8 protein-coding genes are annotated in these 12783 nt (G+C 64.0%); 1 reads left to right on the top strand and 7 read right to left on the bottom strand.

Features of this window, described 5'->3' with window-relative positions; genetic code table 11:
• Positions 1 to 26: 26 nt before the first annotated feature.
• The 6 genes from NKI49_RS05220 to NKI49_RS05195 form a co-directional block, all read right to left on the bottom strand.
• Entirely contained in the window at positions 27 to 1118 is a 1092-nt protein-coding gene (locus tag NKI49_RS05220; protein WP_352603257.1) for a DNA topoisomerase IB, read from the bottom strand.
• 99 nt (positions 1119 to 1217) lie between these two features.
• Complete coding sequence (locus NKI49_RS05215) at positions 1218 to 2156, bottom strand: glycosyltransferase family A protein (protein ID WP_352603255.1); 939 nt, start codon at positions 2154 to 2156, stop codon at positions 1218 to 1220.
• A 168-nt stretch (positions 2157 to 2324) separates the two neighbouring features.
• Positions 2325 to 3209, bottom strand: coding sequence for a transglutaminase family protein (locus NKI49_RS05210; protein ID WP_352603253.1), 885 nt, complete (start codon positions 3207 to 3209; stop codon positions 2325 to 2327).
• Positions 3210 to 3277: 68 nt separating this feature from the next.
• Positions 3278 to 5689: a circularly permuted type 2 ATP-grasp protein gene (locus tag NKI49_RS05205; protein WP_352603251.1), complete on the bottom strand. Its 2412-nt coding sequence runs from the start codon at positions 5687 to 5689 to the stop codon at positions 3278 to 3280.
• Between the two features lie 6 nt (positions 5690 to 5695).
• Positions 5696 to 9055: a transglutaminase family protein gene (locus NKI49_RS05200; protein WP_352603249.1), complete on the bottom strand. Its 3360-nt coding sequence runs from the start codon at positions 9053 to 9055 to the stop codon at positions 5696 to 5698.
• Positions 9056 to 9226: 171 nt separating this feature from the next.
• Entirely contained in the window at positions 9227 to 10651 is a 1425-nt protein-coding gene (locus NKI49_RS05195; RefSeq protein ID WP_352603247.1) for a transporter substrate-binding domain-containing protein, read from the bottom strand.
• Positions 10652 to 11162: 511 nt separating this feature from the next.
• Between NKI49_RS05195 and NKI49_RS05190 the strand changes: the two genes are divergently transcribed.
• Positions 11163 to 11504 carry a hypothetical protein gene (locus tag NKI49_RS05190; protein WP_352603245.1) on the top strand — a complete coding sequence of 114 codons (342 nt, stop codon included), beginning with the start codon at positions 11163 to 11165 and terminating at the stop codon, positions 11502 to 11504.
• 81 nt (positions 11505 to 11585) lie between these two features.
• On the opposite strand, the gene NKI49_RS05185 is transcribed toward NKI49_RS05190, so the two are convergent.
• Complete coding sequence (locus NKI49_RS05185; RefSeq protein WP_352603243.1) at positions 11586 to 12782, bottom strand: acyl-CoA dehydrogenase; 1197 nt, start codon at positions 12780 to 12782, stop codon at positions 11586 to 11588.
• Between the last annotated feature and the right edge of the window lies 1 nt (position 12783).

The following is a 12783-nucleotide window of genomic DNA, read 5'->3' as shown; positions in this document are numbered from 1 at the left end:
ATGGCATGCATTCGGCGGCGTCGGGTCTAGTGCTCGTGGGCCTTAAGCCATCGCAGCACCAGTGCTTCCTCGTCGTCGAGACCCTTTATCGGCCGCTTGCGCTGGTTGGCCTCGGCCATTTCATCGAGCAGCCGGCCTCGCGACCAGGCCTCGAAAACCCGTGGATGGATGTAGCATTGGCGGCAGACGGCACGCGTGTTGCCCAGCCGCTCGGCGACCTTGTCGATGACGCTGTTCATGGCCCGCTTCCGTTGCGCCTCGCCTTGCGGCAATTCCGTCTGCGCGAACAGCGACGCGGCATGGATGGTCCCGCCCCAGGTACGGAAATGCTTGGAGCTGAAATCGGGGCCGGCTGCCTCCCTGATATAGTGGTTGACGTCGTCGGAGCGCAGCGGTCGCCTGTTGCCCTCTTCGTCGAGATACTGAAACAGCTTCTGGCCCGGCAGATCCTGGGCGCCGCGTACGACCCCGGCGATGCGGCGATCGACCAGTTTCAGCCGCCATTCCTTGCCTGATTTTCCCTTGAAGGCGAAGCGCAGGCTCGATCCCCTGATATCGACATGGCGGTCGCGCAGCGTCGTCAGGCCGAAGCTTTTGTTGTCGCGGGCGTAGGCGGCATTGCCGACGCGGATCATCGTGTTGTCGAGCAGCCAGACGACCGCCGCTACGACACGTTCGAGCGGCAGGCCGTGCCGGCGCAGATCCGCGTCTACCCGTTGCCGCAGGGCCGGCAGACTTTCGGCGAAGGCGGCAAGGCTTGAATATTTGTTGCCGTCGCGCTCTTCGGCCCATTGCGGATGATAGCGATATTGTTTGCGTCCGCGCTGGTCTCGGCCGGTCGCCTGGATATGGCCGTCGGCGTCGGGCGAAATCCAGACATCCGTCCAGGCCGGCGGAATGACGATCGCCTCGATGCGCGCCCTGGTATCGGCAGCGACAGGCCGCCCATCGGGTCCCTTGTAGGTGAATCCGTTGCCTGTCTTCAGCCGCCGGATACCGGGCTCGGCATCGCTGACATAGGTCAGCGATGCCTTTTCGGCCGCGATCTGCGCCCCGTTTTTTGGCACGACGTCGCCGGCAGCCGATCGGCCGTGCGACGATGCGGATCTCTCCAGCATGGTGGCTCCACGAAAATACCCCGTAGATAAGCCGCTGGCCGACCGCTGGTTCCCTGCCGTCGGAAAAGCCGGTCGCGCCGGCCGCTGGCCAGGGCCGAGCTACAAGGCGCCTTGCAGCGCTATCGGCGGAGCCGCTAGCCGGCGCCGCACCGCCAGCTTGAGCCTGTAGCGCAGGCACCGCCAGGCTTCCGAGCGCCGTTTCGGCGCCGCCGTCGCCACCGCGAGGAAGCGCGCGGCGGTGTCCAGATCGCCACGCGCGTAGTGGACGCGGGCGATCTTGAGGGCGACAAGCCCTTCCCTGGCCTTGAGCGCCGAGATCGGGATATTGCAAGCGGCGAGCGTGCGCAGTTCCTTGCGCCATTCCAGGAAACGCCGCACCGGGTTGATGGCAAAACGGTCGTCGGAACGCTCCGGCGAAACTTCATAAACCATGACGGGCTGCTCGATCATGGCCATCGATGCCTTGCTCATCAGCTGAGCCCAGAACAGCGTGTCCTCGTCATAGGCCAGCCCGACGGGAAACCGCGTCTGCCCGATCAGCCGCCGCGATGCCAGCACGCTGCCCACAGCGACCGAGCGTATATCGCCTGTGACATAGGCCGAGGCGTTTGCAAGGCAGCCCGCCTGATAGCCGTTCGGCACTTTGATCTTCCGGTCCTGGCCATCCACCCGTCGCCGGTAGGCGCCGACGATCATGTCTGCGGCCGGCTGGCTCTCCGCCCGCCGCAGCAAAGCGCGCAGCCCGCCTTGAAGATGCAGGTCGTCCCCGTCGATCAGATACACCCAGGGATGGATCGCCTGCGCCAGCGCCACGTTGCGCGCACCGCCGGCGTCGCGGCACTTGGCGGGCAAGACACGCAACGGCAGCGACAGCCGCGCCGCGGCCTGCCGTGCCGCATCCGCCGTACGGTCGGTCGACGCGTCATCGACCAGCAGCACCTCGCCGATGACCCCGGCCTCACTGCCGAGCGAGGCCAGCGTCGTCGCGATGGTTGCCGCCGCATTGTGGGCAGGAATGACGACGCTGACCGCTCTCAATTACAGACCTCGCGCTCCAGCGCATAAAGAATACAACTATTGGTGCCTTCAAAACGAATAGAGATTAGCCGCCGCGTCTACATTTGAGAAGTCGTCCTGTCCACTCTGAACTGCAGTTGACAGGCCTGAATTGCAGCGACAGGCCCCCTCGCGCATGCGGGTCCACTCCTAAGCCTTTTCGAGCACGACCGGAATGACGTCGACAGCCTGCTCGGCGACCTGTCCGCCGGTGGTCTTCAGCACGCCGACGATCGGCGCCACGTCCGAATAGTCGCGGCCATGGCCGACGGTGATGTGGTCGTTGCTGGCCCGCATGCCGTTGGTCGGGTCGAACTCCTGCCAGCCGGCGTCGCGCCCGCACCAGACCTTGACCCAGGCATGCATGGCATCGGCGCCTTCCAGGCGGGGCTTTCCCTTCGGCGGGATGGTGCGCAGGAAACCGCTGACATAGCCGGCCGGAATGCCGAGTCCCCGCAGGCCCGCGATCATGATGTGCGAAAAGTCCTGGCAGACGCCGCGCTTCAGCCGGAACGCGTCGCTGGCCAGGGTTCGCACCGTTGTCGCCTCGCCATCATAGGTGAAATCGCGATGGATGCGGTTGCACAGGTCGATCGCCATGCCGGCGGCCGATCCTCCGGCGCTGTCGCGTGCGTAAGCGGTAATCGCCGCATCAATGCCTGCGTGGCCGCTGGCGGCCAGGAAATGGTGCGGCGCGGCCGGTGCCAGCGACCGCACCGCCGTCAGTTCCTGCCTGAGCCGGTCGATGTCGGGCGACACGTCGAGCCCGGGTTCGGGCCGCGATACCGAAACCCGTGCGCTCATCCTGATGTCGAGCGTCTCATGCGCATCGCGAAAGACGACCGAAGTGACGTTGTTGCCGAAAAAGTCGGAAAAGTCCGATCGCTCGTTAGGCGCCGGCGCAAGCGAGAGCGACGCCGCGATGACGCGCTGCACGCCGGAAATCGTCGGCGGCAGCACACGGATCTGATGCCGGCCGCCGCCGGCCGCCGTGGCGTAGTCGTAATGGAGCTGAAGCCTGATATCGTAGAGCATGCTTTACTTTTCTTGTCTTGGCGCAGGTCCTTGTCGCAAAACCGTGCGACACTTTTGCGGAACCTCCCTTACCCGAAATAAGCTTTGGCGAGGCTGCTGTAGAGGCCGCCTATCTCGCTTGCGAGATCGTCCAGCGCCTTTGCCGTCATGTCCGAAGGCTCCTTGATGGCAATCTGCGTGTTGAGCTGCAGGATCTCCTTTGCCGCCGGCGACATGTGCCCCTCGCCGCCGACCGGCGGCAACAGGCCGATCTCGGCTTTCAGCCTTTCGAGCTGGAACAGGATGGAGCGCGGATTGAGCGGGTCGAGCGCCAGGAGATCGATCACCGTGCGCCTGCCGGCCTGCACCGGATATTGCCGGCGGTGGGTCATCACGCTGTCGCCGATCTCCAGCATCATGTCCAGTGCCCCGTCCGGCGCCTTGTCGCTGGTCAGCCGCGACAGCGTGCGGGCGATCTGGATACCGCGCTCCAGCCGCCGGCCGATCTCGAGGAAGCGCCAGCCGGCGAAGCGGTACATGTTCTCGTGCAGCAGGCCGGAAAAGCCGGCGAGCTTGCGCAGGATGACCGTCATCGCCCGCGTCGCGTCGTCGCCCGGCGCCACCGTGGTCGCGAACCGATGAATGGTCTTCGACAGGTCCTTGAGCGCCAGCCAGCCGTCGGGCGAGAAGCGGTCGCGAACCTGCCCGGCGCTGTACACCGCGCTGTCCAGCGTGGTGATCAGTCCGGACGGTATCGCCGTTTCGAGATCGACGCCGAACGGTTCGAGGTAATCCCTGATGTCGGCCAGCAGCGGCATGTCGGGATCGGAGGTCTCGGCCAGCCGCACATGATAGGCGCGCAGGATGCGCACCGTGTCTTCCGAGCGTTCGATGTAGCGGCCGAGCCAGGTCAGGTTTTCCGCCGCGCGGCTGGGCAGGCTGCCCGGCCTGGTGCGGTTGAAACTGTCGCCCTCTTGCGGCAGCAGCGTCTCGCGCTCCACCGGACGGTCGCTGACCACCCAGACATCCGCCGCCTGGCCGCCGCGCTGCATGGCGAGCGCCGTCGGGTCGAGCGGCAGGCCGACCCGGGCAAAGCCGCCCGGCATCACGGTCCAGCCCTCCGGGGTTCGCGCCAGGTAGACGCGCAGGCTCGCCGGCCGTGGCTCCAGCCGGCCGCCGACATAGACAGGTGTCGTCGACAGCGTCACGGCTTCCTGGCCGACGAAGCCGCCGCCGTCGCGCTCGATGCGCGCCACCAGCTCCGCCCGCTCGCCCGCCGACAGCGCCGAGCCGAGCCGCGTCTGTCCGTCATCCTCGAAGGCAAGCCTGGTCGACAGGGCCGGGCCGATCACCATGCGGTCTATATTGGCAAGCACATGGGCGCGTTCGGGTCCTTGCCCGCACCACCATGTCGCGATCGTCGGCAGCTTAAGCTCCTCGCCGCGCAGCTCGCGCGCGATATTGGGCAGGAAGGCGAGCAGCGCGCGCGTTTCCATCAGTCCGGAGCCCAGCGCATTGACGGTCGCAACCGCACCCCGGCGGACCGCCTCGACCAGCCCCGGCGTGCCGATCTGCGAATCCGAGCGCAGTTCGAGCGGATCGGCGAAGGCGGCATCGAGCCGCCGCCAGAGCACGCCGAGCGGCATCAGGCCCGAAACCGTCCGCACCATCAGCCTGCCACCCGAAACCGTGAGGTCCTCGCCTTCGAGCAGCATGATGCCGAGATAGCGGGCGATATAGGCGTGCTCGTAATAGGTCTCGTTGAGGGGCCCCGGCGTCAGGATGGCAACGCGGCCGTCGGTTTCCTTCGCCATGCCGATCAACGCGTCGCGGAAGCGGCGAAAGAAGCCGGCTAAGCGGTGGACATGCATCTCGCCATAGATATCGGACAGCGCGCGCGTCGTGGCGACCCGGTTTTCCAGCGCAAAGCCGGCGCCGGACGGCGCCTGGGTGCGGTCGCCCAGCACCCACCACTGGCCGTCCGGACCACGGCCGAGTTCGAAGGCGCAGAAATGCAGGAAATGACCGTCGGCCGGCCTTGTGCCGACCACGGGCCGCAAATATTCCGGGCTCGCGGCGATCAGCCCGGCGGGCAGTACGCCTTTCTCGACCAGCCGGTTCGGCCCGTAAATGTCGGCGATGGTTTCCTCGAACAGCTCGGCGCGCTGCACCAGCCCGGCGCTGATCGCGGCCCACTCACCGTCCTCGATGAGCAATGGAATGTGCGCCAGCGGCCATTCCCGCTCGTTGGCACCGGACTTGTCGTAGACGCGGTAATAGACGCCGGCGTCGCGTAGATACTGGTCGGCGCGGGCGAAGCGCTGGCCGAGCTCATCGGCGCCCAGCTCGTCGAGCGCCTCGATGAAGTGCTTCCAGACCGGACGGGGATTGCCCGACGCATCGACCATCTCGTCGGCGATACCGTCGATCGGCTGGTAGTGCTCCAGCAGGCTACGGGTCTGCGGCTTGCCGCGTACCCTCTTGTGATTCCCCTTTGCCATCGCTGATCAGAGTCTTGCCGGCCGCCTGAGGTCAAGGGTCATCGGAAAATCTTCCGCCGGTTGTTCCTCGCGCAGCACATAGAAGGATGGCGTGTGGCCGCGCGGCTCGAAGCGGGCGAGCCGGCGCGCCTCCGCCTCGTTGCCGTTGACCGGGAACGTGTCGTAGCTGCGCCCGCCGGGATGCGCGACATGGTAGACGCAGCCGCCGACTGCCCGCCCCGACCAGCGGTCATAGATGTCGAAGACCAGCGGCGTGTTGACCGGCAATGCGGGATGCAGGCCCGAAGCCGGCTGCCAGGCTTTGAAGCGGACGCCGGCCACCGCGATTTCCCTGTTGTCCGTCACCTTCATCGGCACGATGCGGCCGTTGCAGACGATGGCGTGACGCTCGGGGTTGAGCCCTTCGGTCTTGACCTGCAGCCGTTCGACCGAGGAATCGACGAAGCGCACGGTGCCGCCGATCGCGCCTTGCTCGCCCATGACATGCCACGGCTCCAGCGCCTGCCGCAATTCCAGCTTGATGCCGGCCTGGCTGACTTCGCCGCAGAACGGAAAGCGGAATTCGAGCTGCGCGTCGAACCATTCGGGACGGAACTCGAAGCCGTTGAGCTTGAGATCGTCGAGCACGTCGAGAAAATCCGCCCAGACATGATGCGGCAGCATGAAGCGGTCGTGCAGGGAGGTGCCCCAGCGCACAAAGCGTCCGTCGAGCGGGTTCTTCCACGCGCGCGCGATGATCGCCCGCACCAGCAATTGCTGCGCCAGCGACATGCGCGCGTTGGGCGGCATCTCGAAGCCGCGGAATTCGACCAGGCCGAGCCGCCCGGTCGGACCATCCGGCGAGAACAGCTTGTCGATGCAGATTTCCGAGCGGTGCGTATTGCCCGTGACGTCGGTCAACAGATTGCGGAACAGGCGGTCGACCAGCCATGGCAGGGGTGCTCCGCCTTGATCCGGGTGCGGCACCTGCGCCATCGCGATTTCGAGTTCGTAGAGCGAATCGTGACGCGCCTCGTCGAAACGCGGCGCCTGGCTGGTCGGGCCGATGAACAGGCCCGAGAACAGGTAGGACAGCGAGGGATGCCGCTGCCATTGCAGCACCAGGCTCTTCAGCAAATCGGGCCGGCGCAGGAACGGGCTGTCATTGGGCGTGGCGCCGCCGACGACGACGTGATTGCCGCCGCCGGTACCGGTGTGGCGGCCGTCGATCATGAACTTGTCGGCGCCAAGCCGCGTCTGCCGCGCCTCCTCGTAGATCGCCGTCGTGGTCGCCACGCAATCCTGCCAGTTGGAAGCCGGATGGATGTTGACCTCGATGACGCCGGGGTCCGGCGCGACGCGGATGACGTTGAGGCGCGGATCGTGCGGCGGGCCATAGCCCTCGATATGCACGGGCAGGCCGATCGCCTTTGCCGCGTTCTCGGCGGCGGCGATCAGTTCGAGATAATCCTCCAGCGCCTCGACCGGCGGCATGAACACGCAGAGCCGTCCGTCGCGCGGCTCGACCGAAAGTGCCGTGCGCACCGCGCCGCCGATCTCGGTGATTTCCTGTTCGACCCGGTCCTGCTGGGCGGTCGCGGCCGTGAAGGAAGCCGCCTGCTGGCGGCGCGCCATTTCATCGGCGCCTTCGCGTTCGGCCGGAGCCGGCCCCGGTAATATAGCTTCGCGCGCGGGCAGCGTCCCGCGCGGTAGCGACGGATCGACCGGCACGATGTAGGGAAACTGCTCCGGCGGAACATAGGGCAGCGTTCCCAACGGCAAGCGATAGCCGACCGGGGAATCGCCCGGCACCAGGAATAGCCGGCCGCGCCGCGTCGTCCATTTTTCCGACCGCCAGCGCTGGCCCGAAGCCTGGCTGTTCCAGCGTTGCACCGGCAGCACGTAGCCCGATGGTTTGGTCAGCCCGCGTTCGAACACTTTTGCCATGCGGCTGCGTTCTTCCGGATCCTCCAGCTTGGAATTGGACGGATCGACATTGTCGGGCAGCTTGCCTTCCTTGAGCAGCCACTCGGCCGGATCCTCATAGGCTTCGCTGACCATGGTCTCGTCTATGCCGAGTTCGCCGGCGATCGCGGTGAGCAGGCTCTCGGCCTGTTTCGGCCCGATATCGGCCTCGCTCTTTTCGTGCGCGATCAGCGACGGATCGCTCCACACCGGCTCGCCGTCGGTGCGCCAGTAGAGCGAGAAGGTCCAGCGCGGCAGGCTTTCGCCCGGATACCACTTGCCTTGCCCGTAATGCAGAAAGCCGCCCGGCGCGAAGCGTTCGCGCAGCTTTCGGATCAGCACGTCGGCCTTCTCGCGTTTGGTCGGCCCGACGGCGGCGGTGTTCCACTCGTCCGCTTCGAAATCGTCGATCGACACGAAGGTCGGCTCGCCGCCCATGGTCAGCCGCACGTCGCCCGCAGCAAGTGCCGCATCGACCTTGTTGCCGAGCGCATCGAGGGCCTGCCAGCTTTCGTCTGAAAACGGCTTGGTGATGCGCGGATGCTCGGCGATGCGGTCGACCCGCATGTCGAAGCCGAACTCGACTTCGGCAAAGCTCGCCATGCCGGAAATCGGCGCCGCGTTGCGGAAATGCGGCGTCGCGGCGAGCGGCACGTGGCTTTCCCCGGTGAGCAGCCCGGAGGTCGGGTCGAAGCCGATCCAGCCGGCGCCAGGAAGATAGACCTCGCACCATGCATGCAGATCGGTAAAATCGACCGATGTGCCGGGCGGCCCGTCGAGCGCGACGAGGTCGGGCTTGAGCTGGATCAGATAGCCCGACACGAAGCGCGCCGCGATCCCGAGATTGCGCAGGATCTGCACCAGCAGCCAGCTCGAATCGCGGCACGACCCTTTCTTCGCGGCCAGCGTTTCCTCCGGCGAGAACACGCCGGTCTCCATGCGCACAATATAGGCGATCTCGCGCTGCAGCCTGGCATTGAGATCGACGAGGAAATTGACAGTATTCGGCGCGCTGCGGTCGATGGTTGCGAGCAAGGCCAACAGCAGCGGTCCCGCCGGCTCCGGTGTCCGGTAGATGGCGAGATCGTCGCGGATCTCTTCCGGGTATTCGAACGGAAACGTCTCGGCCGATGGCTCGACAAAAAAATCGAACGGATTGTAGACCGTCATGTCGGCGACGAGGTCGACTTCGATCTTGAGTTCGCTCACCGGCTCCGGAAAGACAAAGCGGGCAAGGAAATTGCCATACGGGTCCTGCTGCAGGTTGACGAAGTGGTTCGCCGGCTCGACCTTGAGCGAATGGCTGAGCACCTTGGTGCGGGAATGCGGCGCCGGTTGCAGCCTGATGATCTGTGGGCCGAGCACCACCGGCCGGTCGTATTTATAGTGGGTCAGGTGGTAGACGGCTGCCAGAATTGCCATGGGGCCCCGGAGATCGGCGTTTCATCAACCGAACCTTGGCACATCCGGCCGCCATTCTCCAAGCGGATGTTGCGGTGCACACCGCGGCAAGTCGGCTGAACCTGTGGAGCCGGCGGGCCGGAAACGCCACGCATCGCCCGCATTTGGGCCGTTCCAGCCATGAATGATGGCTCAGTGAGGCGCTCCAAAATACTTGGTCCGCAGCGCCTCGATTTCACCCGCATCACGGGCGCCGAGCAGCTCTATCGTCAGTGGGCGGGCCAAGAGGCTCTGGAGCGGAAGCGCGAAACCATACTTGTCTGGTTCGAACAGGCGCCCGACCACTCTCACCGGCAGATTGCGATGCGTATAGGCATAGTATTCGAGAACCGGCGCGTCGGCGATGATGGCGGTCACTTCGCCATTCACCAAGCCTTCGACGGCGCGATCCAGACCAGGATAAGTCTGTGTCTGCAGTCCCCGTTCCCGAGCAAAATTCTCCTCGACCGTTCCCGTCAGCACGCCGACCGTCCTGTCGGTGAGATCGGCGATGCCGTTGATCCGGTTGGTGAGCGAAAGGGTCGTCATCACGCTCGTGACCGACGAGGTGACATAAGCAAGCACCGCGACACCGCAAATCAGCCATAGACCCTGCCAAATGCGCCCGATCCAGCCGAAGAGATTCCTTCGCGACGATGCCTTGCCGGACGCCGCGACCGACATCACCGTGTAGAAGCTCTCGGCGATACCGTCGCGCCACCGTTTGGGGAAAGCCTCGTCGAACTGGCGATCGAAGATGGTGAGCAGGACCGTGGCAACCATGATGATCAGGGCGATCCAGCCATAGGCTGCCAGGAAGCCGGCATCGCTGAGACCCGCAATCAGATTGCTGAAGCCCCTTCCCTGATCCGTTCCGGTCATGATCCGCATACCGCCGTCGAACCAGGGTTGGGTGAAATCGATCCGTTCCGCCCGGGGCCGATTTATGGTGAGGTTGGTGATTGCCACGTCGACTTTGCCGGAAGCAGTCGCCTCGACGAGATCGTGCACCGTTTGGAATTCGATGTAATGATACTGGCGGCCCAGTTTCGGGGCGATATCCTGCCAGAGATCGACGGCCATGCCGGTGAACCGTCCGTTTTCCTTCATGACGAAGGGAGGATTGACGAAGACCCCGACATTCAGTGGCTCGGAAGTGTGCTGCGCCTGGGCGGCAACCTGTGGCCACACCAGGGTCAGGAGCAGAACGAAGGAGCCGGCTAAAGCAATTCCAGGAAGAGTGTGAAACGGTTTTCCCGGGAAAAGCGCACAGCGCTTTCTCTTGGGAATTGCGTAAAAACAAAGAGATAGAGCGGTTCGGCGTTTTCGTGAAACGGTGAATCGCTCTCGCCTGGACCACATCCGCATGGCGATCCATCCGCGAGAACATTGAAAACCCGATGACCAGCTCTCGCGGGATTGTCGACGGACGGACTTAGGACGATGCGACCGGCCTCTGTGCAGCACACGGCAGCGTTGAAAAAATCGAATGGGCGAGCAGTTTTTCTTTCGACCTGTGCAACGGGATGGCCCGGTTCGAGAAAAATACGAACAATAAATCAGGAAATAGACGATCATATAAGAAGCCACTTCGTCGTATTATTTTCCGTTCCTCACCAAAGTTCGTCAAAATATGGAATATTTCTTGTAATAACATTCGATCAGTGGAATAAAGACGATATCAAATTCCCAGCTCTTTCTGTTGACAGAATTTCAGTAACTGCTAAGGTAGCCGTGATCGTTCCAAATTATTAAGCATTTTCAAAAATCAACCTGCGATATGACAATTTTTCCTTGCCATAGGTCGGCCTCGGACGCAACTTTTTGACGACAGCTGCATCAGCGGCTTGTTGGCATGCTTGGGCGGACGGGCGCTAGGCATGGAGAGGGAAAACGAGATACGCCATTCGCCCTCGCGGGGAGCATTCCTCTCGACGTAAGAGATTACGACAGCCGAGTCATCGGCTGCATGGGCCGGTCTCGGGGCAACCAGTTTCTGGCAGACACCCAGGCTCTTGACTGCATCCTGTTCAGGTCGCCATCGGCTATCGAGTTGGTGCCCCTTGTAAGCCAATCGGAGGAATAAACGATGAAGCTCGTAATCTATGCGACCCTGGTCGCCGCCTCGATGGCGATCGCCGGTTGTACCACGGACGAAATGGATCGAAAGATTGACGACCGGCCGCAATTCGACAGGAACGGAAATCCCAACTTCGATACGCGGGGCCGCTACATCGGCTGCCATGGGCTTGGATGTCAGGTCGACGATCCTGATGACGGCGATCAAACCATCGACGACAGACCGCAGTACGACAAACAAGGCAATCCGAACTTCGATACGCAAGGCAACTACCAGGGCTGCCACGGCATCGGCTGCGAGGTCGATACGCCGGACGACGGCGGTTCATCGGACGACGACGATTCCGGCTGATCGACCCTGACAAGGAGGAAGGCAATCATGTCTGAACGTTGGCAGGACAGCGCGCGGTAGAGCGCAGCATTTTCCCAGGATCTAAAAGAACGCCTGTATTCCCGTCTGCGCCCGTCCCAGGATGAGCGCGTGCACGTCATGCGTGCCTTCATAGGTGTTGACGGTTTCCAGGTTCTGCGCGTGGCGCATGACGTGGTAGCCGATCTGGATGCCGTTGCCGCCATGCATGTCGCGGGCTTGGCGGGCGATATCGAGCGCCTTGCCGCAATTGTTGCGCTTGACGATCGAGATCATTTCCGGCGCCATCTTGCCTTCGTCGAGCAGGCGCCCGACGCGCAAGGACGCCTGCAGGCCGAGCGCGATCTCGGTCTGCATGTCGGCGAGCTTCTTCTGGTAAAGCTGCGTGCCGGCCAGCGGCTTGCCGAACTGCTTGCGGTCGAGGCCGTACTGGCGGGCGCGATGCCAGCAATCCTCGGCCGCCCCCATCGCGCCCCAGGAAATGCCGTAGCGAGCCCGGTTGAGGCAGCCGAACGGACCCTTCAAGCCGGAGACATTGGGCAGCAGCGCGTCCTCGCCCACTTCGACGCCTTCCATCACCACTTCGCCGGTGATCGAGGCCCGCAGCGACAGCTTGCCGCCGATCTTCGGCGCCGACAGCCCCTTCATGCCCTTTTCCAGCACGAAGCCGCGGATCTCGTCCTTGCCGTTCTCGCCCTTCAGCTTCGCCCAGACGACGAACACGTCGGCGACCGGCGCGTTGGAAATCCACATCTTCGAGCCGCTAAGCTTGTAGCCGTTGGCGGTCTTCTCGGCGCGCGTCTTCATGCCGCCCGGATCGGAGCCGGCATCCGGCTCGGTCAGGCCGAAGCAGCCGATCCATTCGCCGCTGGCGAGCTTGGGCAGGTATTTCCTGCGCTGTTCGTCCGAGCCATAGGCATGGATCGGATACATCACCAGCGACGACTGCACCGACATCATCGAGCGGTAGCCGGAATCGACACGTTCCACTTCGCGCGCCACCAGCCCGTAGGTCACATAATTGGCGCCGAGGCCGCCGAATTCCTCGGGAATGTTGATGCCGAGCAGACCGGCCTCGCCCATCTCGCGAAAAATCGCCGTGTCGAAGGTCTCGTTGAGATAGGCCTCCTCGATGCGCGGCGCGAGCTTGTCGGCGGCGAAGGCCGCCGCCCCGTCCCGCACCATGCGCTCGTCTTCCGAAAGCTGGTCCTCGATCAGGAACGGGTCTTCCCAGACGAATGCATTCTTGTCGGCGGCCATG

Origin of the sequence: Mesorhizobium sp. M0587, assembly GCF_040320945.1 — a bacterium.
Classification (GTDB): domain Bacteria; phylum Pseudomonadota; class Alphaproteobacteria; order Rhizobiales; family Rhizobiaceae; genus Mesorhizobium.
Note: the sequence above shows the minus strand (reverse complement) of the source record. Positions and strands in the feature narration are given on the sequence as shown.

What these genes read in the sequence shown, in the direction of transcription:
- NKI49_RS05220 (WP_352603257.1), bottom strand. Translation starts at nt 1,118, where the DNA reads ATGCTGGAGAGATCCGCATCGTCGCACGGCCGATCGGCTGCCGGCGAC.
- NKI49_RS05210 (WP_352603253.1), bottom strand. Translation starts at nt 3,209, where the DNA reads ATGCTCTACGATATCAGGCTTCAGCTCCATTACGACTACGCCACGGCG.
- NKI49_RS05205 (WP_352603251.1), bottom strand. Translation starts at nt 5,689, where the DNA reads ATGGCAAAGGGGAATCACAAGAGGGTACGCGGCAAGCCGCAGACCCGT.
- NKI49_RS05200 (WP_352603249.1), bottom strand. Translation starts at nt 9,055, where the DNA reads ATGGCAATTCTGGCAGCCGTCTACCACCTGACCCACTATAAATACGAC.
- NKI49_RS05195 (WP_352603247.1), bottom strand. Translation starts at nt 10,651, where the DNA reads ATGATCGTCTATTTCCTGATTTATTGTTCGTATTTTTCTCGAACCGGG.
- NKI49_RS05190 (WP_352603245.1), top strand. Translation starts at nt 11,163, where the DNA reads ATGAAGCTCGTAATCTATGCGACCCTGGTCGCCGCCTCGATGGCGATC.
- NKI49_RS05185 (WP_352603243.1), bottom strand. Translation starts at nt 12,782, where the DNA reads ATGGCCGCCGACAAGAATGCATTCGTCTGGGAAGACCCGTTCCTGATC.